Below are 24,183 nucleotides of genomic sequence, written 5' to 3' on the forward strand. Positions count from 1 at the left end.
CAGGCAAATCATATCGCAATCATGAATATCGAAACCTTTATTTCGGATGCGGTCCGCCGTTCGGTGGAGGCGCTTTACGGAGAGCTCGGCGACGAGCAGTTGCAGATTCAGAAGACCCGCAAGGAGTTCGAGGGCGACTACACCCTCGTGACGTTTCCGCTGCTGCGACGAAGCCGCAAATCGCCCGAGGCCACCGCGACCGAGATCGGAGAATATATGACGGCCAACATCGCGGAGGTCAAGGCGTTCAACGTAATCAAGGGCTTCCTGAACCTCTCGCTCGACAGCGGGTTCTGGGCGGCCCGTTTCAACGAGATCGCCGCCGACGAGACCTTCGGGCAGGCCCCCGCGACGGGCCGCACGGTGATGGTCGAATATTCGTCGCCCAACACCAACAAACCGCTGCATCTGGGGCATATTCGCAACAACCTGCTGGGGTATTCCGTGGCGCAGATCCTCAAGGCCAACGGCCACACGGTCCTCAAGGCCAATCTGGTGAACGACCGCGGCATCCACATCTGCAAGTCGATGCTGGCGTGGAAACTCTACGGCAACGGCGAGACGCCCGCTTCGACGGGCATGAAGGGCGATCACCTCGTGGGCAAGTACTATGTGGAGTTCGACAAGCATTACAAGGCCCAGATCAAGGAGCTCATGGCGCAGGGGCAGTCGGAGGACGACGCCAAGAAGAGCGCCCCGATCATGCTCGAAGCGCAGGAGATGCTGCGCAAGTGGGAGGCCAAGGACCCCGAGGTCTACTCGCTGTGGGAGACCATGAACGGCTGGGTCTACGAGGGCTTCGACGTGACTTACAAGGCGTTGGGCGTCGATTTCGACAAGATTTACTACGAATCGCAGACCTACCTGCTGGGCAAGGCGCTGGTGGAGGAGGGGCTCGAAAAGGGCGTCTTCTACCGCCGTCCCGACAACTCGGTGTGGATCGACCTCACGGCCGACGGACTCGATGAGAAACTGTTGCTGCGCGGCGACGGCACGTCGGTCTACATGACGCAGGACCTCGGCACGGCTTTCCGCCGCTTCGAGGACAACAAGCTCGACGACATGATCTACGTCGTGGGCAACGAACAAAATTACCATTTTCAGGTACTGAAGCTGGTGCTCAAGAAGTTGGGCTATGCCGACTGGAGCGACCATATCACCCACCTGTCCTACGGCATGGTGGAGCTTCCCGAGGGCAAGATGAAATCGCGCGAGGGCACGGTGGTCGATGCCGACGATCTGATCGAAGGCATGGTCTCGACGGCCCGCGAGATGTCGGCCGAGCTGGGCAAACTCGACGGATGCACCGAGGAGGAGGCGAACGCCGTTTCGACGATGGTCGGACTGGGCGCCCTCAAATACTTCATCCTCAAGGTAGACCCCAAGAAGACGATGCTGTTCGACCCCCGCGAGTCGATCGACTTCAACGGCAATACGGGACCTTTCATCCAGTACACCCACGCGCGTATCCGCTCGATTCTGCGCAAGGCTGCCGAAGCGGGTATCGACTTCGGGGGCGTTGCCGCCGCGGACTACCTGCCCGAGGAGATCGATCTGGTGAAGACGCTGACGGAGTATCCCGCCACGGTAAAAGCCGCAGGCGAGAATTTCGCACCTTCGATCATCGGGGCCTATGTCTACGAGCTGGCCAAGCAGTTCAACGGTTACTACCATGACCATTCGATCCTCAAGGAGGAGAACGCCGACATACGCCGCATGCGCCTCCAACTGGTTCAGCAGGTTGCCCGCGTCATCCGCAGCGGCATGAAGCTGCTGGGCATCGACGTTCCGGAGCGGATGTAATGGCTGAAAACAAAAAACGGGAGGTTTTTGCGAAAACCTCCCGTTTTTTGTGCCCGGACGGATCAGTTCAGGGCGATCAGATTGATGATTTTGTTGGACGATTCCTTTTCGTTGATGATCGAAATCCGGCCCTGTGCCGATATTTCGCCGATCACGACTTTGCCGTCCTCGTAACGCAGTGCCGTGAACAGTTGGCGTTTATTAGCCTCGTCCATCGTCGTCTCGTATAGTTCATATTCGCTTGCAGGGAAGGTGTACGGTGTGGATTTGATTGAATAGTCGTCGAGATTGAGCGTCAGAATTTCACTGCCTGTAAAGAAAAGATAATCGTTTGCCAGAGACTCTTTTTGGCTGGTGCCTATTTCCCACCATATTGAGATGGCTTTATGAAGTTCGTTGTTATCTTGATCGTAGGTTATCGTTCGGACGATCCGCGAACCGTCAAACTCATAGAGCATGTAACCGATCTGTCCGGGAATATCGGCGTATATCGGCATGAATATGATTGTATTGTTGCTTTTTTCGTTCTTCACGATACTGATGATTTCTCTCGGAAACTGATCGGGCAGCCCCTCTTCATAAAGCGGACATACGGTCATTTTTTCGAGCTCGTTGTTCGACTTTTGATTCCATTTCGAGATGGTGAGTTGGTCTAGAATCAACGAATAAAGGTCGTTTCCGGTCAGGAAAACCACCTCGCCTGAGACTGGATAGATGCGTCCGCTGGGCATTTTAAATTTGCCGCCATCGTGAAACAGGTCTTCGTTGGGGGTGTAATAGATTGTACCACCCTTGTTTATCAGGAAGTTGTTGCATTTCTGCCCGTCGGGAAGCACTTGTTCTATGGTGAAATTCTTCGGATCGAGTTTGTAGAGCATCTGGTTGTTCACGGCGTCAATCCATTTACCAACGAAGTAGAGCATTCCGTTGGGACCCTCCTTGACCGGTGTGTCGAGAACGTCGGGTGCCTGATAGAGCTTTTCAGTCTGCAGGTCGGCGATCATCCGGAGAGGGTAGGAATTCGTTTCGATCAGCAGCAGTTTGTCGTTGAGCTTCTCGATCTTTTCGATCTTCACATCGGTGGGATTTCCGGCCTTGTCGTAGAGCAGGATGCGGGTCTCGTTGCCTTGTCGGTCGATTTTCCAGTAACCCTCATCCTCGTCGCTGCCGTTTGCGGCCCGCGTCGTTGCCGCCCGTTTGTAAATGATAGACGCATTGGCGATGGAGGCCGTCGAGAGGTCGTAGGAGGACCCGGAATCGTCGTCTCCGCACGCCAGCAGCAGGGACATTGCCCCCAATGCAAGAAGAATTCTTTTCATGTTATTTCTTTTTTTGCCATCGACTCCGGCTGGCAACTACAAAAAGAAAGTGTGGAGTCGATTCGTTTATCCACTTCGAGGTTCTGGTAAACCCAATCACGAATAAACAATACCCCACACCTGTAAGGGTATGGAGCGACGCTGTTGCATACCGATACGAGGTGACGAGTGTGTTGCTATCCCCGTGATTTTGAAATTTACCAGATTTCGAAGTGAGGACAAAAGCGAATACACTTTCATCAATAATATGTCGTATACGGCCAGGCCGTATACAATGCAAATGTAGGAAAAACTTTTTGATAATCATACAAAAAGGCATGCTCTTGTACGAAGCCTCGTTTACCGTGGTACGAATCTTGCGAGAGGGGAGTGCAGTTAACTAACACTATTTTAGCGTGAAAACAATCGTATCTACATTCGCTCTTTCTCTCGCGTTGTGTGCCGCTGCCGGAGCGACGGCCCAGACCAAGAGTGCGGTGCCGGCGCCTGCGGCCGACACCGTATTGCTGTCGGAGACTGCCGACGGCGATTACATGGTCCGCAGGTTTCTGGTCAAAAGCCGGAACGACACCGATTATTCGGTTCGCTACCGGATTAATCTGGCGACGCTCAACGCCGCGCTCAGCGGCAATTCGAAGGAACTCGACGAACTCAATGCCTTCGTCGGCGACCTGACCAAAGACACGTTGAAGCAGGTCAGCGCGGTGACCATCACGGGTTATTCGTCACCCGACGGACCCGTGAAATTCAACGAGGCGCTGGCTGCCCGCCGTGCCAACGATTTCAAGGCCTATCTCGACCGGAAATACGACTTTTCGAAGAAGTATAAGGTGACGGTGAACTCCGTCGCCGAGGATTGGGAGATGTGCCGCACGCTGGTCGCGCAGTCGTCCATGCCCGACAAGCAGGCCGTGCTGGGCATTCTCGACGGCAGGCAGTCTCCGGATCAGAAGGAACTGGCGCTGAAGAAAATGACCGCCGCATGGGACTATATGAAGGAGAATATCCTGCCGCCGCTGCGCCGTGTCGAACTGACGATCGATTACAAGGTCAACAGCATCGTCGAACAGCGCACGCTGATTCCCAAGCCGAAACCGGCTCCGCAGCCTGCGCAACCCGCAGAACCTTATGTGGTCGTCGATGAGCAGGTGAGCGGGATCATCGTCGAGATGCCCAACGAGCATGAATATAAGAAGGAGGTGCGCGAGGAGTCCCGCGAGGTGAAGAAGGAGGCCCGGGCCGCCGAGAAACTCGCCAAGCACGAGGCCCGTGAGGCGCAGAAGATAGTCCGCCAGCAGGAGAAGGCGGCCAAGAAGATTGCCAAAAAGGAGGCCAAGGCCGCTAAAAAAGCAGAGAAAGCCGCCAAGAAGACCTATAAAGACCTCGAAAAAATGTAGCCAGAGAAAAGATTCCGGATTTCCGGAATCTTTTTTTATCCGCCCCTCGCCGGGAATTATTTCCCAGGGACGCAGCCTGAAAATGTTTGATAATCCGAAAGGTTTTACTACCTTTGCCGAAGCAAAAATTCTAAAATCTACCGAATATGGCAAATTTACGCGTACTGAAAAAAGAGATTGATTACCGCCTCGAGGAGGTTGTTTTCGACTGCGATATGGCTATCTGTTTCCAGCCTTCGAAAGAGAAGGAGATTTTCGAGGTGATGCAGGAGGCTGTTGCCGTGCGCAACGACCTGTTCGCCAAGGCGATGAATCCTGCCGAGCCGCATAATCCGTCGCTCGTCCGCAAGCACTACGCTGCCCTGCGCGCCGAGATCGACGACGCTTTCGGCAAGCTCTTCGAAAAACTGAGCCAGATCAACGGCCAAAAGTAGGGTAGTTCCCTTTCGTTGAAAAACAGCGGAGCGCTCCATGCGGGGCGCTCCGCTCGTTTTATTCGTGGTCGCAGCAGCATCCGTCGCCCGGATGGTGCTCCAGCACGGTGTGAGGAATGTGGCCGTGCGAGACGAGCTGGATAGGGCAGTCGTAGTTGCGCAACTGCTCTTCGGTCAGCACGTTCGAACGGTGACGGTGTGCGTGGCGGTTGACGCAGACAATCTCTTTCACGACGCTTGTGATCGTACCGATGTCGTGCGACACCATGACGATCGCCATGCGCGTATTCAGTTCGTGCAGTGTGCGGTAGAGCTCCTTTTCGAACTTGTTATCTACGAAATTCGCGGGTTCATCCAGAATCAGCAGCTTCGGGTCCGAGATCACGGCCCGGGCCAGCAATGCCCGCTGCATCTGGCCGCCCGATACTTCGCCGATGGGGTTTCGGGCCGTCCCGGCAATCCCCGACGATGCCAGCAGTTCCATCGCCTTCTCCCGATCCTCCCGGGTGTAAGGGGCGCGGAACCCGCGGCGTCCCTGCAATCCCGACAACACCACCTCGAGTACCGAGATCGGAAACGTGCGGTCGAAATCCGACAGTTGCGGCATGTAACCGATCAGCCGCTCCTTTCCCCGGAACAACTCCGGAGCAAGCCGTATCTCCCCCGTGTAGGGCACAGCCCCCAGTATGGCTTTCACGAGTGTCGTCTTTCCGCCTCCGTTGGGGCCAATGACGCCCAGAAAATCCTTGTCGCCGATCTCCAGATCGACGTGCCGGAGGGCTTCGTATCCGTCGTATGCGACGCTCACGTCGCGCATCGTTACCAGATTCATTTTGCGGTGATTAAGTCGGTTATCGTGTCGATGTTGGCAATGGCGTCCCTGCCCAGCGGGTCGATCGCCACATATTCGGCGTCGATGTCACGGGCGATTACCTCTACGGTCGATGCCGGGAATTGGTTTTGGTAGAATATCCGACGGACGCCGTCCTCGCGGGCCTGCCGGATGATCGCCGTCAGTTGTTTGGCCGAAGGCTCCTTGCCGTCGGCCTCGATGGCCACCTGCCGCAGCCCGTAATCACGGGCGTAGTAGGTGAGGGCAGGGTGGTAGACGATGAAATATTCAATGCCACTCTGCGCAATCTTCTCCGCCGTGCGGGCATCCAGCGCCTGTAACTCCTCCAGCAGCCGCTTGTAGTTGGCTTCGTATTTCACCGAATCGGGATAGGCTTTGTGAATTGCCTCGTAGGCATTTGCCGCCATGGTCTGCAAGGCCTTCGGCGAGGTCCAGACATGGGGATCGACCCCATGTGCATGGTTGTGTCCATGGTCGTTGTGCGAGCAAGAGCCTTCGATCAGGTCGATTCCACGGCTCAGGTCGATGACCTTTTCCTGATTCTCCATCTTGCCCAAAAGCGTGGATTCGAAGTCGATAAGTCCCACATTAAAAACAAGTTGCGCTTTGTTGAGCCCTACGAACTGCCGGGGTGTCGGTTCGAATGTCTCGGGACTGGCTCCGGCCGGGACGAGCACTTCGACATCGAAATCCCCGCCGACGATGCTTTCCACAAGGCTCTGCAATGGCAGTATCGATACATATAATGTATTGTCATCCTGTTGTTTGTGCGTTGTGCAGGCTGCCAGCATTATGATCGCTGACAGGTATGTCGCAATTTTGTGCATGATTGATAATCTCTGCTGATTTCTAAACCGAACAAAGGTAATAAAATAAGGTAATAAATTATGCTTAGACCCTGTATTTGTGTCCGGTTTTGTCAGGTGTTAGTTGCTATTATTATCTGTATATAAGATTGTTACATATATAATTTAACATAATAGCCTATATCTCACTGATATTCAACCCGTTAGAGGGTAGGGGAGAGGGGTTTTTAAGTACTGCCTAAGAGAAGAATAGGGGAGGCAGTACGTCAAAGAACCATGTAGCACAGAACTACGATTGCAAAGTAAAAAACAATATTTTACATTTCCAAAAAAAACGATAAATTTTACAATTATTTTATTGATATGAAGATTTTACGCACGCACATGAAGCACGCGCGCGCGCATAACATACCGGAGACATTCCGTATCTCGGTGCAGCGAGATACTACATTATAGGGAAAATAATTAAACGAAGTAGTCCGACACGCCAATGTCTCGGGCTTTTGAGTGAGCCCAAGACAAAGGCGGCCGGACCATCAGAAATAAACGTGCTAATTCTGGTATACAATAATTAATTTACATTTGTAAATGACAAATGTAAAATACAGAGTATCAAGCAATTAAAAACCCCGTCCAATAGGGCGGGGTAGTGGGGGCTAATGACGGTTAAGATAGCGAACAATGCCGCGAATCAAGTAAAAAGCCAAAACAAGCGGCAACAACAAAAATAACCACGGAATAATATTTACTAAAGCATCCATACACAAAGATAGTATTACCGTTTGGTTTTATCAAGAAAACGTTCAATTTCCGATGTTGAAAGACGCTCAAATCGCCAATCATTACGACGATTTCTATTAATAATTTGCTTAGCGCCTTCCTCCGCCATAGTTTTAGTAGTATAAAGGCCAAGTACATCAACAAGACGACCGTAAAGCTCGGTACGCGACTTTTCATTAGAAAGGTCAGTATTAGCAATAAGATTATTAACCTCCTCTGTCAATTTATCAACTTTACCTTTGCGGGTTTGATTCTCCGTCTCGGTTTGAGCATCAAGATTATGTTGCTTAGAGGATTCGGTGGCAATCTGAGCCTTAATAAGGTCCATATCAGAACGAAGCTTTTCAGTAGCCTGCTCCTTGTAAGCCTTATCAGACATAAGGTTAGAAATACGCTGATCAGTTTCACGGAGAATCGAATCTTTGATTTCCATATCCTTAGCCTTTTCAGCTTCAAGCCATTTAGCTTCGATGCCTTTAATCTTTTCCTCGAGCTCGGCAATGCCAGCGGCAGCAGATTTGGCGCGTTTAAGGAGATCGGACATAGAATTTTCAATATCCTGACCAGTGGTACGAGAACGAGCTTCTTGTGCCTGAGCTTCCTTAAGATCAACCTCGGCGTCAGTCAAACGTTGCTGGTTACGCATCATCTGAGATTCAGCAATAGTACGAACAAAATCGTAACGAGAAGAACCACCGTCGGGATTCGAAGAAGAAGGACCAGCGGCATCAGAAGCAATACCAGCACCACCGGGAGAATTACCGAAGACATCAGCAGGAGAAATACCAGCGGCACGCCAACGAGCGGCAGACTTCATAGGGCTGTTTTTATCAGCGACGTAATCAATCATTTCCTTTTGATACTTTTGCTGAAGCTCCATATTACGCTCATTGTAGCGTTGCTGTCGGCGAGAATTAATAGAATTAGAAAGCTGGTCGAAAGCAAAGTTACCAGCGGCACCGGCAAGACCTGCAAGAATCGACATATTGTTCAATTTTTCTATTTAAAATAGGGTAGGGGACGTGCTTTCCGCACTCCGCAATATATATCAAGTATATTGCGGCCCCTACCACAAATTATTGTTCAATTAGTCGGCATTCGGCTCACGAGCTCCATCCTTCAAAGCACGAGCCTCGGATTCAGCAGCCATAGTAGAAGCCATATCGAGCAAATCGAGTTTCGAAACCGTAGCATCAGTAAACACATCAACCTCACCGGAAGCTATAGCTTCAGCGGTATCAAAAGCCGCCGGAAGAGGTTTACGAGTAGAAACACCGTCCAAATCAACACCACCACGGACGTAATACGAAACGGGGCGAGCGACAGAAACGCGCTCAACAAAAGGATTACAATCATGCTCAATAGAGCCATGATTTACAAGCGTTCTTTTAGTATACATAATTAACGACCGAGATAAGGCATGTAGTTAGCCGAAAGCGAAGATGTTACTTTCAAATCAGCGTAAATATAGAGACTGAAATTCTGGTCAAAAAGGGTCTGACCAGTAAACAAATATTGCCAATCAAGAGGATTAATATAAGTGCCAGTATACTCACCATCAGAATAAACAAAAGAGTTTTCAGGAGCTTCAAGAACACCGTAAGTAGTGAAACGACGAACCAAAGTCCAATACTGATAAGCACCATTTTGAGCGAAATCACCATGCAGATGGGGGTAATCAGTCCGAAGCCAAGAAAATGCAACCTCCTCACCAACAGAAACAGTATTCGGGTCAACGGTAGACGACGGATTGGTAGCCGAATCCGAGAACCAAACACTACCGGAAGGGGTCTTGAAATTACGAGGCATCATGGTGAAACGATGACGAGGAACAGAGGTAAAACCAAGACCGTTCAATTCAGGATTAAAATCATCCGCAAAGGTATTATTATCCAAATCAGGGTGTTTACCCTGACAATAAGCAGGCTGAGGAACAAGCATAGAAATAAGCATAAAAGTACCGGGTTCCTTAGCATAGTAATCGATACCAGAATGCTTCGAAAAATCACAATACTTATCAAGAGTGGCGGCCAACTGACCAAGATTAACCTCTTCACCAGAAGCAACACCGTTCGAAGTAGCACGGATATTCGAGGGATTAATAGAAGCCTGCCAAACACCGAGAAAATCAGGTTTATTGACGTAGGGCGAAGACTTAACACCATTCAGGGTGCGGAAGATATCACCGACACGACCACCAGAAACAAAAACACGGTCCATCATGTTTTGAATCTTGGTCTTCAAACGAAGTTCGGGAACACCAACAACGTAACCAGTAGGAGACTCACCGTCGGGGTCATCCTCAACATTAATAAGAGCAGTAGGGGAAGCGCCTTGCTTGATGATATTACCAAACAAATCAGGAGCATAAGGAACAGAAAGCAGGCCACCAGAGTTCTGGAGACCGGAAGTCAGCATAACCGCAACGGGATTGATAAACGAAGAATATTGGCCCTGATAGAACTGCGAAAAAGGCGCAGCCTGACCAGAAGCCGAATAATAAGCAAGCAAATCAACGGTATTAAGGAAAGCGTCAGGAGAAATACCGTTAAAGACAGAACCGAAAGCCGTAGGACCATAGGAACCAGCAGCACCAGTACGGTAGAACGCTTCAATAGAAACATCACCAGCACCACGAGTATAATACATATAATCTTCCTGCATATTCGCAATATAATAATAATGCGAAAGAACGTAGGTGAAGAACGGTGCCAAATTCTGGTACATACTCGGAGCGGCAGCAAGAGACGAAGAGGACGAACCATTACGAGGATAAACAGAACCAGCAGGGAGACCAAGCCAATCCCAAAGACCACCACGGCCTACATGGGTAATGCGAGCCGTAGAGCCGGGCTGAGTTTCAACCTCATCAGAGACCCAAGCGTCGAAAGCAGAAACACCCGAGAGAGGACCAGTAAAACCGGAAACCGTCAAACCTCGTTGCATAAAACGAGAATAACGAACCAATCCAGTCGACGGGTCGGAATACTGTAAATTCGAAGCGTTGAAAGGATTGAAATAGAACTTACCGAAATCAAAATACTGCTCAGGAGAATAGCGTTTACCGTTACGCATCCAACCGTAAATAGTAGAATCAGGAAGGAAGGTAGCGATAGTAACAAGCTTGAAGCCATTCATCAGAGGACCACGAATTGCCTGCGACTGCAAAAGCTGATCCATACGGCCACGAATACGGTCACCTGTATTCAAGCGGCGATGATGGACCGGGTAGGCAAGCCCCGGGTGGATGGTGCCATAAATAGGAGCGACACGAGAGTGAACCGCGCGGGGTGTCTGATTCTCATAATCAGACGGAATACGGTATTTTGCCATATTTAAAAACTTTTATTTTCATCCATATTTTTCTTGAATTTATCAAAAGAAGAAAGACGATTAGAACGGGGTAGGGGAGTAGAAGATGTAAGGTCAATAAGGCAGTTTTGCTCATAGGTAGAACGGCGGGCCATAATTTGACTAAACTTATCGAAATACTCGGTACCTTGCCAGCTAAAGGTAGCAGGAGGAGAAATATAACGGTCGAGAACCATATTTTGTCTATCGACCTCGGTAAAGATTTTATTATAATAATAGCGGGGTAGAGCTTGCTTAAAACCATCCATTACCATAAAGGGCTGATAAGTACCAGCCAACTTATGAAAAGAGGATTCGTCGCTACTAAGATAATTGTCACCAATACCAAGAGAAGAGATAATACGGGGACGTATCTTATCACCATTAATACTTTTAGTAACGTATTTTGTGATATACCCGCACGTTTCCACTGAAACGTAACCCACGAAGATAAAGCCATACTTCCAACGTGAAGCAAGCAAAGGATGATGACCGGGAGAATCGGAATCATAATTATCTATTAAATTTTTAGGAACATTAAAAAGAATACCATGATAATGGGGACGACCGTGAAGCGTACCGAATTCACAAACGAACCAATGTCGAATCTGTTTACCATAATCTTTGCGTAGACGATCTAAAAACAACCGGACAGCCTTATTAGTGTCCTTAGAAAACTTCTTTAAGTTATCATCATCAAAGGTTAGGGTAACAAACAGGCAAGAGCCGGGCGGCCATTTACGGACCTCATACAGCAAACGAAGACGGTACTGATTATTAACGGATTTCTGGCAAGAATGACAGTAGCCGCAAGGAACCTCCAAATAATAATCCGGGGGCCAAAAAGTACCGTAATTCAACTTAGAATAATCGATAACCTCGTTATAAGTCAAATCCTTATAGCGGCGGTTAATGATCATCTTAGGTTGCTCGCATGCCATTTATCAGGTTTGGTAACGGATTGGAAATAACCCTTAACGGGAATTTGGATATCAACAACACCATCAGTTGAGACAGTATAACAATAAGGCATGAAAGTATCAATAACCCAATCTTTCCAGCGAAGAAAGTCTTCGACCTTATAAAACTTAATCGACAAAATCGGGTCTTTGCCCGATTTTGTCAACCAAGTCACGGAATCGGACCAAGCGATTAACGCCTCAAGTCCGCGCCATGTATTCGAAGCCATAAGACAATCATAATGGTGTTTACTTATCGTTATCCGGTCCAAGCTCATATGGTTCGGTAGTCTGCTTGTAGACCTCGATGTTACAAGGCTGGCCATTATGGTCACGAGAACGGATGTCAGACAGAACCGGGGCAATAGCGGCCGCAGTAGCAAGAGAAATGTAAGGGCGGCCATTAATAACGACCACAAATTCAACAGTAGTTTTCATAATTCAAATTACTTAGATTTTTTAGTAAACGAGCCGACTTGCTCGTATTTAATAATAGTAGTAGTAGTATCACCTTTTACAAAGCTCGAAACGCTTTGGGCAACATAGTGAGAGGTAGAGCAAGAGGTAAGGAAAAACGCGGTGAGGGCGGCAACGATAGCCGCAACGAGTTCCCAGAACCTTTTACTTTTCAGCAGAGATTTCAGCTTTTCCATCTTTCATGACAGATTCCAAACCAAGACCAATAATCAAGTATTTAGCAGATTTGGCGGTGCACTGAATCTGAGTGCCATTCGGAAGAACAATTACAACCTCGGGAGTTTCCATAATTAAGTGGTTTAAAGGGTTTTACAAATGTAAAGCTACTCGGCAAGATTATTATAAATACCACGAAGGTCATCAATAATAGCCTCAAGACGAATAATTACACAAGGAGGAACATTGTCACGAATAGATTCGACAATAGCAACAAGAGAAGCAAGGTCAATTTTGACCTTAAAAGCATCATTGAACATAATTTTGCTACAAATTAATAAATTATTAAAGGTATAAAGTGCTTATGCACAACGTAGTAATCAGTACTTAATCACCCATAATTTAACATAATAGCAATATTAATTCAATCTTCTTAAGAATACGACAGCACGTCGCATGCCAATTTCGATACACAAAAAAGCACACCTGATAAAAGATGTGCTTTTTTGTTGTAGTTGTGGTTACGTCGGATTGCTTGGTTGCACCTATATTCTTTCAGAATGCTATTTGACTGTTTTACATTTAAACTTTCCGTGCGAGGGATATTCCGGGAAATTTTTCCGGTGGAAGATTTTAGCGCTTTGTCGGAGTGAAACTTTCGAAGGTCTGGTCGTCGTAAAACAGTACGACGCGCTGAACGTTGGCTCCGGTCCGGCCGGCCGGAAACTGAGCCGCGACCTGAGTGGCGGATGCCTCGGGAGACTCCGGTTTCTGGCGGGCGGTTTTCGGGGCGGCAGCTTCGGTTTCTGCCGACCCGAACAAATCCTTGTCGATCGGAAGCTGCATCGCGGACGTCGGTGCGGATACTTCTGCGATATCGGCAGGTTCGTTGCGATACATCTGCGTCGAGTCAAGTAACAGCCAATCGGGATTGATCTGCGGAAACCTCCTGAGAATCTTCTGAAGCAAATCGAAGCCCGGCTTGTTTCGTCCGGCGAGAATGTGGGAGATTCCGGCCGGGTTGATTCCGAGCATCTCCGCGAGCTGGCTCGGCTTCAAACCTTCGTGTTTCATCAAATCGAGCAATTTTTCCTTCATTCGCGCAAATTTTTACAAATATAAATATTTGTTTTTTGTAAAACAAGAAAATTCTACATTTGTAAAATGTTAATAGGTGTTGACAAAATTTACAATTGTAAATAAGAGAATATGGTTAAATAAGCCTTACTCGATAATTATAAAGCATTACTTGATATAATTACCTTTAAAATGCTGGTAATTAGATCAAATAGTTGTGTGTACCGGGCTGATAGTATGAGCTGTCATCTATACCCGATAAGTTTCGGCCCATACCCGAATCGTTACTTTAAATAAATATTATAACTTACTGATTATTAATATATGAATAATATATTGTTTAATAGTTTTACTTGGGCCGATTCAATCTTAAATTCATGGTTATACCATTATCAGGGTGTTTTTACAAATGGATAATATTAACCGGGTTATTAACAGATGTTTAGTTTATATATGTAATAACAAATGGAATTAACAACTCTTTTTGTGTTTACATTTGTAAATAACCTACCCTTCTCTGTTATTTTTAGACTGTTTTTGAGTTATTCCCGATTACTGATCGATAGAATCGGCAGCATTTCTGGATTTCGCATATATTATGTTAAATAAAAAGAGGGCGGGTAGTGTTAATAACCCACTACCCGCCTTAAATACAGCGAATTATATTTTTGTTAACAATCCCCTATTTCGACAGTTTATCGGCAATTTCGCGGAACTCTTCCGGCGTCAATTTGAGCTTTTCACGGTGAAAATCGACGTCGTTTTCGTTCTGGATGGGGATCAGATGGATGTGCGCATGCGGTACTTCGAGTCCTAAAACGACCACGGCGACCCTTGCGCATGCTATTTCGCGCTGAATTTTGGCCGCTACCTGCTTGGCGAAGACCATCATGCCTGCCAGAGTTTGGTCGTCGAGGTCGAAAATATAGTCCACCTCTTGTTTGGGTACGACCAGCGTATGGCCTTTGGTCAACGGATTGATGTCGAGAAATGCGTAATAGTTCTCATCCTCGGCTACTTTGTACGAGGGAATCTCCCCCGCAATGATGCGTGAAAAAATGGTTGCCATCTTCTTATGCTGTTTAAAAAGTGTTTGCGGGATGCTGTTTTGCCCGAAAACAGGCGGAAAGCCCGAGGCTCCCGGCGGCGGAACCGGGGCCACACAGGGCCTGAGAACCTACTCCTCGTCGAAGCGGGGCTTCAGTATCTCCGAATAGATTACGGCCTGCCGGAGGTTGAATTCTCCGGCGATGGATGATGAGGACTCCTCCGGCGCATCGGAAATGGCATGCGCGGCGATTTCGTCGGTTTCAGGCGCTGTTTTGAGCCGGTCGGTCGTCTGGTGTCGGAGCGTTCCCGTTTCGGCTGTTTTAAGCGCCGTATATTCCGGCTCATACTCCTGCGCGGGGATTTCCTCGAGGCTCCGGCATTCGTCCGGAAAAACGGCTGCAATCGGCTCCGGGCGTGTCGGGGCTGTCGAAGGCATCGGTATGTCGGGTGCTGACGAGGGCCATGCCTCGTCGTGGGGAACCTGCTTGGCGCCCTTTCCGCGGGCCTTGCGGGATTGCGATACGACGTTGAAGACCATCGCTCCGGCGATGATCACTACCCATATGACAGTTGCAAAATCCTCCATAACCTCAGCTTAATGTTCGTTTAACACTCTCGATGCCTTTTATCTTGCGCAGTTTGTCCATGACGGCATGGAGGCTCTCGGCGTCTTTCACATAGAGGCTGACGCTGCCTTCGAAGATGCCGTCGTGGCTGTGGATGTTCACTTCGCGGATGTTGATATTGAAATCGGCGCTCACGACCTTCGCCAGATCGAGCAGGATGCCCTGCCGGTCGATGCCGCGCAATTCCGTGGTCACGAGGTAGGACATGGCCTTGTGCTGCGACCATTTGATCTCCTCCTTGACGATGTTGCGCCCGAACTGGGAGGCCAGACGGTTCAACTCGTCGCATGTGGCCTTGTGGACGATGATCTTCCCCGTCGCGGGGTCGCGATACCCTACCACCTTGTCGCCCGGGATCGGTTTGCAGCACTCGGCTATCTCGAACAGCGGTTCCGCGGCCGGCGCATCCGCCGCCGGAACAATCTCGCCCGGGGTCTGGGAGTCGTCGGCATCCTCCTCCTCCTTTTTGGGGATGAAGAGGGTCCAGAACTTGAGTATTTTGCTTTTGGAATTGACTTTCAGGGCTTTGTCCAGACTGTCGAGCGAGACGATTCCCGCGCCGATCTTGCTGTAAAGCTCCTCCTTGTTGTTGCAGTCGTAGATGGGGACGATCTTGCGCAGTACACGGCCGCTGAGCTTGATATTCAGCGACTTCATCTTCCCGTCGAGCAATTGCATACCCCGCTCGATGTTGTTCTGCCGCTCGCGTTTGAGGAAACTCTTGATCGACTGCTTGGCTTTGGCCGTGGTCGCTATTTCGAGCCATTCGGGCTTGGGGCGGGCATTGTCGGCGGTGATGATCTCGATCTGGTCGCCGCTGTTGATCTGCGTGGTGATCGGTTCGAGCTTGTGGTTGATCTTGGCGCTGATCGCACTGTTGCCGATCTTCGAGTGGATGTCGTAGGCGAAGTCGAGCGCCGTGGCTCCGAACGGCATTTTCCGGGCCTCCCCTTTCGGCGTAAACACCACTATTTCCGATGTATACAGCGATAACTTAAAGTTGTCCAAGAAGTCCACGGCATTCTCCGTCGGACTGTTCAGCGCCGCGCGTATCTGCTTCAGCCAGCGGTCGAATTCATCCTCGTCCTGCGAGATCGTGGCATGCTTGTATTTCCAGTGTGCGGCAAATCCGCGCTCGGCGATGTCCTCCATGCGCTGTGTGCGGATCTGCACCTCGACCCAAACCCCGTCGGGGCCCATCACCGTCGAGTGCAGCGCCTCGTAGCCGTTGGCCTTGGGCATCGAAATCCAGTCCCTCAGCCGGTCGGGTTTGGGGGTGTAGATGTCGGTGATCGTGGAATAGATCTGCCAGCACTGCGTCTTTTCCGAGGGGAACGGCAGCGGCTTGAAGACGATGCGGATGGCGAACAGGTCGTAAATCTCCTCGAAGGGAATCTGCTTGCGCTGCATCTTGCTCCAGATCGAGTAGACGCTCTTCACACGGCCCGAAATCTCGTAGTTGATGTTGTCGCGGTTGAGCGAGGCGATGATCGGGGCGTTGAACTTGTCGATGAACTCGCGGCGCGAAGCCTCGCTCTCCTGCAATTTCTGGGTGATCTCGGCGAACTGCTGCGGGAAGCGGTACTTCATGCAGAGGTCCTCCAGTTCGCTCTTGATCGAGTAGAGGCCCAGCCGGTAAGCCAGCGGTGCGAAGAGATAGATGGTCTCGCCGGTGATCTTGATCTGTTTGTTCATCGGCATCGCCCCCAGCGTGCGCATGTTGTGCAGCCGGTCCGCGATCTTTATCAGGATGACCCTGACATCGTCTGAGAGGGTCAGCAGTACTTTCCGGAAATATTCGGCCTGTTCCGAAGTGTCGGCGTTGAACACACCCGACATCTTCGTCAGTCCGTCGACCATCGAGGCGATTTTGGGGCCGAAGATGCGTTCCATGTCCTCCACGGAGTACTCCGTGTCCTCCACGACGTCGTGCAGCAATGCCGCGACGACCGATTTCACGCCCAGTCCGATCTCCTCGATGACGATTTTGGCTACTGCAATAGGATGCAGGAGGTAGGGCTCGCCGGAGCGGCGCCTTACCCCCTCGTGTGCCTCCTTGGCAAGGAAAAATGCCCGTTTGATGAAATTCCAGTCCTCGTCGTTCTTGCATATCTTGGTGCAGGACAGCAGGAGATCATCCCATTTTTCCTTTATAAGTACCTCATCCTCGGCAGTATATCCCATATATTACTCCTTTTTGGTCTTCATGGCCTCGCGGACTTTGGCCTCGATCTCGTTGCGCAGCTCCTCGTCGTTTTTCAGGAGCTCCTTGACCGCGTCGCGTCCCTGACCGATTTTCTTCTCGCCGTAGGAGAACCACGAACCCGCTTTCTTGATCACGCCGTAGTCCACGCCCAAATCGACGATCTCGCCGATCTTCGAAATGCCCTCGCCGAACATGATGTCGAACTCCGCGCGCTTGAACGGGGGCGCCACCTTGTTCTTCACGACCTTGACCTTGGTGCGGGTTCCCAACTGCTCGTCGCCGTCCTTGATGACCGAGACGCGGCGGATGTCGATACGCACCGAGGCATAGAATTTCAGCGCGTTACCGCCCGTTGTGGTCTCGGGATTGCCGTAAACCACGCCGATCTTGTCGCGCAACTGGTTGATGAAGATGCAGACGGTCTTGGTCTTCGAGATGCTTGATGTGAGCTTGCGCAGCGCCTGCGACATCAGCCGCGCCTGCAGGCCCATCTTCGACTCGCCCATCTCGCCTTCGATCTCGGCCTTGGGCGTCAGCGCCGCCACGGAGTCGATGACGATGATGTCGATGGCGCTCGAACGAATCAGCGAATCGGCGATTTCGAGGGCCTGCTCGCCGTTGTCGGGCTGCGAAATGAGCAGGTTGTCGACATCCACGCCGAGTTTCTGGGCATAGAAGCTGTCGAAAGCGTGCTCGGCGTCGATGAAGGCCGCGATGCCGCCGGCTTTCTGGGCCTCGGCGATGGCGTGGATGGCCAGCGTGGTCTTACCCGACGACTCGGGGCCGTAAATCTCCACGACGCGGCCTTTTGGGTAACCGCCCACGCCGAGCGCCATGTCGAGCGTGATCGACCCCGTGGGGATTACCGGCACGTCGTTCACTTCGGTGCTGTTCATGCGCATGATCGAGCCTTTGCCGAAGTCCTTCTCTATTTTTTGCATTACGGCGTCCAAGACTTTGAGCTTGTCCGCGTTTACCTGTACTTTTTCAGCCATATCGGTTTTGTGTTTTTTACTGTTTGTAGGAATCGATGATTTGTTGGTAGTGGTTTGCGGTGTTCACCTTGGTGAAGATCTTCTCGATGCGCCCTTCGGCATCGATCACGAACGTCGTGCGCAGAACACCCATGTATTTGCGCCCGTACATCGACTTCTCGGCCCACACGCCGTAAGCCTCGCAGACCGAATGGTCTGTGTCCGCCAGCAGCGTGAAGTTCAGCTCGTGTTTGTCGCAGAAATTCCGGTGCGACTTCTCGCTGTCGGGGCTTACGCCGACGATGCGGAATCCCATCCGTGCCAGCTCGGCCTTGCCGTCGCGCAGGCTCTTGGCCTCGAGCGTACACCCCGAGGTGTTGTCCTTGGGATAGAAATAGAGTATCGTGCGCTGTCCGCGGAGGTCGGCGAGCGTTAGTTGTTCACCGTCTTGGGTCGTGGACTTGAAATCGGGGGCCATATCCCCCACCTGCAGCTGTGTCATCGCGTTTTCGAAAAAGGTAATTATTTTTCAAAGATAGGAAAATTTCCGGTGATTTCCGCGCTTCGCGGGCGACTTTTTTGCGGCCTAATCCCAGAGGTAAGTCACCTCGACCTGTTCGTTGAACTCCTCCTGCGTGGTGTTGAGCCGCCGCCGGCAGGCCGGGCACCGGATGGCTGTTTCGGTTTCGACGTATTCGCCGCAGCCGACGCACATCGGCATCAGTCCGAATCCCGGCTGCATGGAGTGCTCGAACTGCGCTCCGCAGTGCTTGCACCTGATCTTGTAAGCTGTTCCCATTGTCTTGTTGTTTTTGGTTCACGCTGCAAAGGAACGACGCTCGTGTGACAGGTTATGACATAAATGTAAAAAAACGTATGTTTTTAGTAAAACATACGTTTTTCAGGGTTACGGTCGGAGGGTTAGTGGTGGTGTTCGGCCTCCATCGCCTCCTGCTGGGTCTTGTGGACCGTGCCGTGGGGATGTTCCGCCGGGGCGTATATCGAATAGATTTTCAGCGGTTTGTCGCCTGTGTTGACGATGTTGTGCCACTTTCCGGCCGGGACCAGAATGGCGTAGTCGTCCGAGACCTCCCGCACGAAGTCGAGCCGGTCCTCGCTGTCGCCCATCATCACGCGGGCCGTGCCCTCCTCGACGCGCAGGAACTGGTCGATGTCGTGGTGCTGCTCCAGCCCGACGTCGCCGCCCGCGGGAATCGACATCAGCGTCACCTGCAGGTTGGCTCCGGTCCACAGCGCGGTGCGGAAATTCTCATTCGCCAGCGTGTAGCTCTCGATATTGAGCGTAGTCGGCTCGGCGCCGTAGTCTTTCAGTACGACGGGCTCCGCGTCGGCCTTTTCCTGCACGGCCGGGGCTTGCCGGCAGCAGGATGCGGCGGTGAGTGCCAGACTCAGGACACCGGCCGTCAAAAGCATGTTATGTTTCATGGTGTTTTGGTGTTTGGTGAGTAACGCAATATACGAAAAAATCAGATTTGCGGCGCATTTGCCGCGAGGTATTTCCGGATGTAGTCCGTCAGTTCGGGCGAATCGACGATGCGGATGTCGTCCAGCAGCCCCACGACGAAGCGGCCTACCCCGGCCATGCCGGCCACCTCGGTGTCCAGCGCCCAGCGACCCCGGCCCAGCGGCTTCAGGTCGCGTTCGGCCAGCGGATACTCCTCGCACAGCAGGTTGTAGGCCAGCATTCCCAGCTCCAGCCGGATGCGGCGGCGTGTCCCGCCGTGCATGCGGAATGCGTCGATGAACCCCTCGTCGTGCCCGGCTTCGTGTTCCCACGCAGCGTCGGAGAGCTCCACGGAGCCGATGCGCGAGGTTTTGAAGAGCTTGTTCGAGTGGCTTTCGAGGTCGTAACACCACACCTGCACATAGTTGGTCGTGAAGGCGAAAGGCTCCACCCGGCGGTCGCGGACCTCGCCGCCGTGCGCCGACTGGTAGCCGCGCAGGGTGGCCTGCCGCCGCTCCTCGATGGCCTCGATCAGCCGCCGGATGTTCGGGGCGTTCTTGCCCCGCACGACGGTGTCGGCCAGCGTCTTGTTGTCGTAGACGGAGTAGAGCTTGCGCTTGAGGTTCTGCTTGAGCATGTTGGTGTCGTCGATATTCTCGATGGCGCTCTTCAGGATTACGGCCTCCTCCTCGGTGAAGTGCACCAACTGCGAAATGTCGCGGAAGTGCGGCGACTCCTTGTCGAGACGGATGCAGTCGCCCGATTTCTTGATGACGAACCCCGCGTCGCGGAACGTGTCGATGTAGCGGTAGACCGTGCGGCGCGACATCTGGAGCCGTTCGGCCAATTGGTCGATGTTGTAGGTGGTGTTGGCCGTCAGCAACTTCATCAGCCGCAGCAGGCGTTCGAGTTTGGGTTGGTCCATGTGGAAATATTTGTTGCAAAGGTACTAAAAAAGTCGTGACAACGAATGTCACGACCCTCTGTTTGTATCGACGGTATGTGCGCCCGGTCCGGGCGTTTGTCTTTTCGGTATCCGGCCTTCTCTCCGGTCCTCCCGCTACTGGGCGAGCACTTTCTTTTCGATCTCCTCGACTTGGCGGCGGAATGCCTTGTCGGTCTCGATGAGGTTCGACACGGCCTTGCACGAATGGAGCACCGTGGCGTGGTTGCGGCCTCCGATGGCCGACCCGATCGTCGTGAGCGGCGCCTTGGTGTGCTGCTTGGCCAGATACATGGCGATCTGCCGGGCCTGCGCGATCTCGCGCGTGCGCTCCGTGGAGTTGAAGCGCGCGAAGTCGAGATTGAGGTATTCGCACACGACCTCGATGATGTGGTCGATGGTCACCTCCTTCTGGTAGAGCTTCACATAGACCTTCAGGATCTCCTTGGCCAGCGACGTGGTGATCTTGCGTCCGAGGAACGAGGCGTTGGCCACCAGCGACGAAAGCGCCCCTTCGATCTCCCGCACGTTGGCCGAGATGTTGTCCGCGAGGTAGGCCACCACGTCGTCCGTGATCTGGGCCCCCAGCTTCTGCGCCTTGGCGCGGATGATTTTGAGCTTCGTCTCGTAGTCCGGGGTGTTCAACTGGGCCGACAACCCCCATTTGAAACGCGTCAGCAGCCGCTGTTCGATGTCTTTCAATTCCACGGGCGGCTTGTCCGACGTGAGGATCAACTGCTTGCCCGCCAGTTGCAGGTGGTTGAAGATGTTGAAGAACGCGTTCTGCGTACCGGTCTTTCCCGTCAGTTCCTGAATGTCGTCGATAATCAGCACGTCGATCATCTGGTAGAAATGGATGAAGTCGGGGATCTCGCCGTTCTTGTAGGCCGTCTGGAACTGGGCTTGGAACTTGTTCATCGAGACATACAGCACCTGCAACTCCGGATGACGCTGGCGCACCTCGTGGCCGATCGACTGCACGATGTGGGTCTTGCCCAACCCCGAGTCACCATATATATATAGGGGATTGAAGGGGTTGTTGCCCGGGTTCACCGCCACGGACATGCCTGCCGAGCGGGCCAGCCGGTTGCATTCGCCCTCGATGAACGTCGCGAACGTGAGGTTCGGATTCAGTTGCGGGTCGATAATTATCTTCTTGAGTCCCGGAATTACGAAGGGATTCTTTATATTTGCGGTGTTGGTCTGCGTGTTGAAACGCGAGATGGCCGTCGTGTCGGCGTCGGCCGCCACGGGGACCGCCGGAGCCGTCGCACGGGGCACGGCGTAGTGCAGCCTCGTCTGCTGTCCGTAGAGTTGGGAGATGATCGGCTTGAGGAACGGGATGTAGTTCTTCTCGATCTGGCGGACATAGCTTTCGTTGGGAACCTTCAACCGCAGCGTCGTCCCGTCGAATTCGAGCGGAATGATGGGCTGAAACCACTTTTCGAACTCCTCGGCGGAGGTCCGGGCCTTGATTTGGTCCAAGCAGGTCTGCCACATATCGCTATATGTCTGCGCGTTGTTTAACATGATTCAGGGTTGCACCATTTTTGATGAGACAAAGTTGTGAATAATTTTGCGAAAAGATTTTCGTTTTTGAGTTGTAATTCTCCTTTTTTTATATATAGAAAACCAACGGTTTCCGGACACCGAATTTTAACTCCCTGATAGTGAATAATCGATTTTTAATTTGTATATTTGCATATAAAATTTTTGGGACTCCCGAAATATAAATTATAAATAAAACCAATAAGAATTATGGCAAACGATTTGGAACAATTGGTTCTCCGAAAAGCACAGGCATGGCTCGACGGCCACTATGACGAAGCAACTAAAAAGCAGGTCAAATACCTGATGGACAACGATATGAAGGAGCTCGTCGAGAGTTTCTACAAGGATCTCGAATTCGGCACGGGCGGCCTGCGCGGTATCATGGGCGTGGGTTCCAACCGCATGAACGTCTATACGGTGGGCGCCGCCACGCAGGGGCTTTCGAACTACCTGAAAAAGAACTTCGCGGGCGAGCGGGTGCGCGTTGCCGTGGCCCACGACAGCCGCAACAATTCGCGGATGTTCGCCGAGCGTGTGGCCGATATTTTCGCCTCGAACGGGTTTCAGGTTTTTCTGTTCGACACGCTCCGGCCGACTCCTGAACTGAGCTTCGCCATCCGCGAACTGAAATGTCATTCGGGCGTGGTCGTCACGGCCTCGCACAACCCCAAGGAGTACAACGGTTACAAGGCCTACTGGACCGACGGCGCGCAGGTGACCGAGCCGCACGACAAGAACATCATCGCCGAGGTGGCCAAGATCACCGACGTGAATATGATCCAGACGGGCAAGAATCCCGAAAATATCACCATCCTCGACGAGAAGTTCGACGAGATCTATTTAAATAAGGTGCACGAGCTGTCGCTTTCGCCCGAGAGCGTGAAGAAGCACCACGACATGAAGATCGTCTACTCGCCGATGCACGGCGCGGGCGTGCGGCTGGTTCCGGCGTCGCTGAAGAAGTTCGGCTTCACGAACGTCATCATGGTCAAGGAGCAGGCCGTTATCGACGGCAACTTCCCCACCGTCGAGTCCCCCAACCCCGAGGAGCGCAAGACGATGTCCATGGCCATCGACCTCGCCGCGAAGGAGGGCGCCGATCTGGTGCTGGCCACCGACCCCGATTCGGACCGCATCGGCGTCGCGCTGCGCAACAAGAAGGGCGAATATGTGCTGCTGAACGGCAACCAGACCCTCGTGCTGCTGCTGAGCTATCAGTTGACCCGCTGGGCCGAGCGCGGCGAGCTGGACGGCAACCAGTATGTCGTGAAGACCATCGTCACGTCGCAGATGGCCAACGCCGTGGCCGAGCATTTCAAGGTCAAGTGCTACGACTGCCTCACGGGATTCAAGTACATCGCCAAGATCATCCGCGAGAACGAAGGCAAAGCCAAGTACATCGGCGGCGGCGAAGAGTCGTTCGGCTACCTCGCCGGCGACTATGTGCGCGATAAGGACGCCGTTTCGGCCTGCTCGCTGGCTGCCGAGGCCGCCGCATGGGCGATGGACACGATGGGCCTGACGCTTTACGAGTGGCTGCAGGAGCTCTATGTGAAGTACGGCTTCTACCGCGAGGGTCTCGTTTCGGTGGTCCGCAAGGGCAAGGAGGGCGCCGACCAGATCCAGAAGATGATGGTCGACTTTCGTCAGAACCCGCCCAAGGCCATTATCGGTTCGCCCGTGGTGAAGATCAACGACTTCCAGTCGCTCGAGACGCTCGATGTGAAGACGGGCTGCAAATCGCCCATCCATCAGGACCGCAGCAACGTGCTGCAATGGTTCACTGAGGACGGCACGACCGTTTCGGTGCGTCCTTCGGGCACGGAACCCAAGATCAAGTTCTACTTCGGGGTGAAGGAGCCGCTGGCTTCGGTCGCCGATTTCGACAAGGTGCTCGGCGACCTCGACGCCAAGATCGAGGGCATCAAGCGCGACCTCAAGCTGGAGTAGTCCCCG

Annotated in this window: 26 protein-coding genes; 4 read left to right on the forward strand and 22 right to left on the reverse strand. The window is 52.1% G+C overall.

The window, feature by feature from the left end; genetic code table 11:
- Nucleotides 1–21: 21 nt before the first annotated feature.
- Entirely contained in the window at nucleotides 22–1,803 is a 1,782-nt protein-coding gene (argS, locus tag BN5935_RS10565) for an arginine--tRNA ligase (protein ID WP_064976082.1), read from the forward strand.
- Between the two features lie 62 nt (nucleotides 1,804–1,865).
- On the opposite strand, the gene BN5935_RS10570 is transcribed toward argS, so the two are convergent.
- On the reverse strand, nucleotides 1,866–3,122 hold the full coding sequence (locus BN5935_RS10570) for a hypothetical protein (protein WP_147625809.1): 1,257 nt from the start codon (nucleotides 3,120–3,122) through the stop codon (nucleotides 1,866–1,868).
- Between the two features lie 395 nt (nucleotides 3,123–3,517).
- Here BN5935_RS10570 and BN5935_RS10575 point away from each other — a divergent pair, with 395 nt between their 5' ends.
- The gene (locus tag BN5935_RS10575) at nucleotides 3,518–4,519 is read left to right on the forward strand and encodes a hypothetical protein (protein WP_235821081.1); all 1,002 of its coding nucleotides are present in this window, start codon (nucleotides 3,518–3,520) and stop codon (nucleotides 4,517–4,519) included.
- A 146-nt stretch (nucleotides 4,520–4,665) separates the two neighbouring features.
- Complete coding sequence (locus BN5935_RS10580) at nucleotides 4,666–4,953, forward strand: hypothetical protein (protein ID WP_064976085.1); 288 nt, start codon at nucleotides 4,666–4,668, stop codon at nucleotides 4,951–4,953.
- Between the two features lie 58 nt (nucleotides 4,954–5,011).
- On the opposite strand, the gene BN5935_RS10585 is transcribed toward BN5935_RS10580, so the two are convergent.
- The 21 genes from BN5935_RS10585 to dnaA all read right to left on the reverse strand — a co-directional run bounded on the left by BN5935_RS10585 (nucleotide 5,012) and on the right by dnaA (nucleotide 22,206).
- Nucleotides 5,012–5,785, reverse strand: coding sequence for a metal ABC transporter ATP-binding protein (locus BN5935_RS10585; RefSeq protein WP_064976086.1), 774 nt, complete (start codon nucleotides 5,783–5,785; stop codon nucleotides 5,012–5,014).
- Complete coding sequence (locus BN5935_RS10590) at nucleotides 5,782–6,633, reverse strand: metal ABC transporter solute-binding protein, Zn/Mn family (RefSeq protein WP_064976087.1); 852 nt, start codon at nucleotides 6,631–6,633, stop codon at nucleotides 5,782–5,784. The genes BN5935_RS10585 and BN5935_RS10590 overlap by 4 nt, the downstream gene beginning before the upstream one ends.
- 754 nt (nucleotides 6,634–7,387) lie before the next feature.
- Nucleotides 7,388–8,377 carry a hypothetical protein gene (locus BN5935_RS10595; RefSeq protein ID WP_147625810.1) on the reverse strand — a complete coding sequence of 330 codons (990 nt, stop codon included), beginning with the start codon at nucleotides 8,375–8,377 and terminating at the stop codon, nucleotides 7,388–7,390.
- 102 nt (nucleotides 8,378–8,479) lie between these two features.
- Complete coding sequence (locus BN5935_RS15170; protein WP_147625811.1) at nucleotides 8,480–8,791, reverse strand: hypothetical protein; 312 nt, start codon at nucleotides 8,789–8,791, stop codon at nucleotides 8,480–8,482.
- Between the two features lie 2 nt (nucleotides 8,792–8,793).
- Nucleotides 8,794–10,725 carry a hypothetical protein gene (locus BN5935_RS15175; RefSeq protein ID WP_147625812.1) on the reverse strand — a complete coding sequence of 644 codons (1,932 nt, stop codon included), beginning with the start codon at nucleotides 10,723–10,725 and terminating at the stop codon, nucleotides 8,794–8,796.
- Nucleotides 10,726–10,727: 2 nt separating this feature from the next.
- Nucleotides 10,728–11,663, reverse strand: a complete 936-nt coding sequence (locus BN5935_RS15180; protein WP_147625813.1) for a rolling circle replication-associated protein — start codon at nucleotides 11,661–11,663, stop codon at nucleotides 10,728–10,730.
- Entirely contained in the window at nucleotides 11,660–11,932 is a 273-nt protein-coding gene (locus BN5935_RS15185) for a hypothetical protein (RefSeq protein ID WP_147625814.1), read from the reverse strand. The genes BN5935_RS15180 and BN5935_RS15185 overlap by 4 nt, the downstream gene beginning before the upstream one ends.
- Nucleotides 11,933–11,951: 19 nt before the next feature.
- Entirely contained in the window at nucleotides 11,952–12,140 is a 189-nt protein-coding gene (locus BN5935_RS15310; protein WP_162272070.1) for a hypothetical protein, read from the reverse strand.
- Nucleotides 12,141–12,148: 8 nt separating this feature from the next.
- The gene (locus tag BN5935_RS15315; protein WP_064976092.1) at nucleotides 12,149–12,355 is read right to left on the reverse strand and encodes a hypothetical protein; all 207 of its coding nucleotides are present in this window, start codon (nucleotides 12,353–12,355) and stop codon (nucleotides 12,149–12,151) included.
- Nucleotides 12,324–12,467 (reverse strand): hypothetical protein, encoded by a 144-nt coding sequence (locus tag BN5935_RS15190; protein ID WP_157377879.1) that lies wholly within the window; start codon nucleotides 12,465–12,467, stop codon nucleotides 12,324–12,326. The genes BN5935_RS15315 and BN5935_RS15190 overlap by 32 nt, the downstream gene beginning before the upstream one ends.
- A gap of 35 nt (nucleotides 12,468–12,502) precedes the next feature.
- Nucleotides 12,503–12,655, reverse strand: a complete 153-nt coding sequence (locus tag BN5935_RS15195; protein ID WP_157377880.1) for a hypothetical protein — start codon at nucleotides 12,653–12,655, stop codon at nucleotides 12,503–12,505.
- Nucleotides 12,656–12,968: 313 nt separating this feature from the next.
- A complete protein-coding gene (locus tag BN5935_RS10620) occupies nucleotides 12,969–13,433 on the reverse strand; it encodes a helix-turn-helix domain-containing protein (RefSeq protein WP_064976093.1) in 465 nt (154 codons plus the stop codon).
- A 661-nt stretch (nucleotides 13,434–14,094) separates the two neighbouring features.
- On the reverse strand, nucleotides 14,095–14,481 hold the full coding sequence (locus tag BN5935_RS10625; RefSeq protein WP_064976094.1) for an HIT family protein: 387 nt from the start codon (nucleotides 14,479–14,481) through the stop codon (nucleotides 14,095–14,097).
- 108 nt (nucleotides 14,482–14,589) lie between these two features.
- A complete protein-coding gene (locus BN5935_RS10630) occupies nucleotides 14,590–15,048 on the reverse strand; it encodes a hypothetical protein (RefSeq protein WP_064976095.1) in 459 nt (152 codons plus the stop codon).
- Nucleotides 15,049–15,052: 4 nt separating this feature from the next.
- On the reverse strand, nucleotides 15,053–17,272 hold the full coding sequence (locus BN5935_RS10635; protein ID WP_064976096.1) for a RelA/SpoT family protein: 2,220 nt from the start codon (nucleotides 17,270–17,272) through the stop codon (nucleotides 15,053–15,055).
- A gap of 3 nt (nucleotides 17,273–17,275) precedes the next feature.
- A complete protein-coding gene (gene recA / locus BN5935_RS10640; protein WP_064976097.1) occupies nucleotides 17,276–18,289 on the reverse strand; it encodes a recombinase RecA in 1,014 nt (337 codons plus the stop codon).
- Nucleotides 18,290–18,305: 16 nt separating this feature from the next.
- On the reverse strand, nucleotides 18,306–18,770 hold the full coding sequence (bcp, locus tag BN5935_RS10645; protein WP_064976098.1) for a thioredoxin-dependent thiol peroxidase: 465 nt from the start codon (nucleotides 18,768–18,770) through the stop codon (nucleotides 18,306–18,308).
- Nucleotides 18,771–18,854: 84 nt separating this feature from the next.
- Nucleotides 18,855–19,067, reverse strand: a complete 213-nt coding sequence (locus tag BN5935_RS10650) for a hypothetical protein (RefSeq protein WP_064976099.1) — start codon at nucleotides 19,065–19,067, stop codon at nucleotides 18,855–18,857.
- Between the two features lie 122 nt (nucleotides 19,068–19,189).
- Nucleotides 19,190–19,714, reverse strand: coding sequence for a cupin domain-containing protein (locus tag BN5935_RS10655; RefSeq protein ID WP_064976100.1), 525 nt, complete (start codon nucleotides 19,712–19,714; stop codon nucleotides 19,190–19,192).
- 41 nt (nucleotides 19,715–19,755) lie between these two features.
- On the reverse strand, nucleotides 19,756–20,658 hold the full coding sequence (locus BN5935_RS10660) for a helix-turn-helix transcriptional regulator (RefSeq protein WP_064976101.1): 903 nt from the start codon (nucleotides 20,656–20,658) through the stop codon (nucleotides 19,756–19,758).
- A gap of 135 nt (nucleotides 20,659–20,793) precedes the next feature.
- On the reverse strand, nucleotides 20,794–22,206 hold the full coding sequence (gene dnaA, locus BN5935_RS10665; RefSeq protein ID WP_064976102.1) for a chromosomal replication initiator protein DnaA: 1,413 nt from the start codon (nucleotides 22,204–22,206) through the stop codon (nucleotides 20,794–20,796).
- Nucleotides 22,207–22,434: 228 nt separating this feature from the next.
- Here dnaA and BN5935_RS10670 point away from each other — a divergent pair, with 228 nt between their 5' ends.
- A complete protein-coding gene (locus BN5935_RS10670) occupies nucleotides 22,435–24,177 on the forward strand; it encodes a phospho-sugar mutase (RefSeq protein WP_064976103.1) in 1,743 nt (580 codons plus the stop codon).
- Nucleotides 24,178–24,183 lie beyond the last annotated feature (6 nt).

Source organism: Alistipes provencensis (assembly GCF_900083545.1).
GTDB lineage: Bacteria > Bacteroidota > Bacteroidia > Bacteroidales > Rikenellaceae > Alistipes > Alistipes provencensis.

Coding starts and splice junctions, on each gene's coding strand:
- argS (WP_064976082.1), top strand. CDS start 22: ATGAATATCGAAACCTTTATTTCGGATGCGGTCCGCCGTTCGGTGGAG.
- BN5935_RS10570 (WP_147625809.1), bottom strand. CDS start 3,122: ATGAAAAGAATTCTTCTTGCATTGGGGGCAATGTCCCTGCTGCTGGCG.
- BN5935_RS10580 (WP_064976085.1), top strand. CDS start 4,666: ATGGCAAATTTACGCGTACTGAAAAAAGAGATTGATTACCGCCTCGAG.
- BN5935_RS10585 (WP_064976086.1), bottom strand. CDS start 5,785: ATGAATCTGGTAACGATGCGCGACGTGAGCGTCGCATACGACGGATAC.
- BN5935_RS10590 (WP_064976087.1), bottom strand. CDS start 6,633: ATGCACAAAATTGCGACATACCTGTCAGCGATCATAATGCTGGCAGCC.
- BN5935_RS10595 (WP_147625810.1), bottom strand. CDS start 8,377: ATGTCGATTCTTGCAGGTCTTGCCGGTGCCGCTGGTAACTTTGCTTTC.
- BN5935_RS15170 (WP_147625811.1), bottom strand. CDS start 8,791: ATGTATACTAAAAGAACGCTTGTAAATCATGGCTCTATTGAGCATGAT.
- BN5935_RS15175 (WP_147625812.1), bottom strand. CDS start 10,725: ATGGCAAAATACCGTATTCCGTCTGATTATGAGAATCAGACACCCCGC.
- BN5935_RS15180 (WP_147625813.1), bottom strand. CDS start 11,663: ATGATCATTAACCGCCGCTATAAGGATTTGACTTATAACGAGGTTATC.
- BN5935_RS15185 (WP_147625814.1), bottom strand. CDS start 11,932: ATGGCTTCGAATACATGGCGCGGACTTGAGGCGTTAATCGCTTGGTCC.
- BN5935_RS15310 (WP_162272070.1), bottom strand. CDS start 12,140: ATGAAAACTACTGTTGAATTTGTGGTCGTTATTAATGGCCGCCCTTAC.
- BN5935_RS15315 (WP_064976092.1), bottom strand. CDS start 12,355: ATGGAAAAGCTGAAATCTCTGCTGAAAAGTAAAAGGTTCTGGGAACTC.
- BN5935_RS15190 (WP_157377879.1), bottom strand. CDS start 12,467: ATGGAAACTCCCGAGGTTGTAATTGTTCTTCCGAATGGCACTCAGATT.
- BN5935_RS15195 (WP_157377880.1), bottom strand. CDS start 12,655: ATGTTCAATGATGCTTTTAAGGTCAAAATTGACCTTGCTTCTCTTGTT.
- BN5935_RS10620 (WP_064976093.1), bottom strand. CDS start 13,433: ATGAAGGAAAAATTGCTCGATTTGATGAAACACGAAGGTTTGAAGCCG.
- BN5935_RS10625 (WP_064976094.1), bottom strand. CDS start 14,481: ATGGCAACCATTTTTTCACGCATCATTGCGGGGGAGATTCCCTCGTAC.
- BN5935_RS10630 (WP_064976095.1), bottom strand. CDS start 15,048: ATGGAGGATTTTGCAACTGTCATATGGGTAGTGATCATCGCCGGAGCG.
- BN5935_RS10635 (WP_064976096.1), bottom strand. CDS start 17,272: ATGGGATATACTGCCGAGGATGAGGTACTTATAAAGGAAAAATGGGAT.
- recA (WP_064976097.1), bottom strand. CDS start 18,289: ATGGCTGAAAAAGTACAGGTAAACGCGGACAAGCTCAAAGTCTTGGAC.
- bcp (WP_064976098.1), bottom strand. CDS start 18,770: ATGACACAGCTGCAGGTGGGGGATATGGCCCCCGATTTCAAGTCCACG.
- BN5935_RS10650 (WP_064976099.1), bottom strand. CDS start 19,067: ATGGGAACAGCTTACAAGATCAGGTGCAAGCACTGCGGAGCGCAGTTC.
- BN5935_RS10655 (WP_064976100.1), bottom strand. CDS start 19,714: ATGAAACATAACATGCTTTTGACGGCCGGTGTCCTGAGTCTGGCACTC.
- BN5935_RS10660 (WP_064976101.1), bottom strand. CDS start 20,658: ATGGACCAACCCAAACTCGAACGCCTGCTGCGGCTGATGAAGTTGCTG.
- dnaA (WP_064976102.1), bottom strand. CDS start 22,206: ATGTTAAACAACGCGCAGACATATAGCGATATGTGGCAGACCTGCTTG.
- BN5935_RS10670 (WP_064976103.1), top strand. CDS start 22,435: ATGGCAAACGATTTGGAACAATTGGTTCTCCGAAAAGCACAGGCATGG.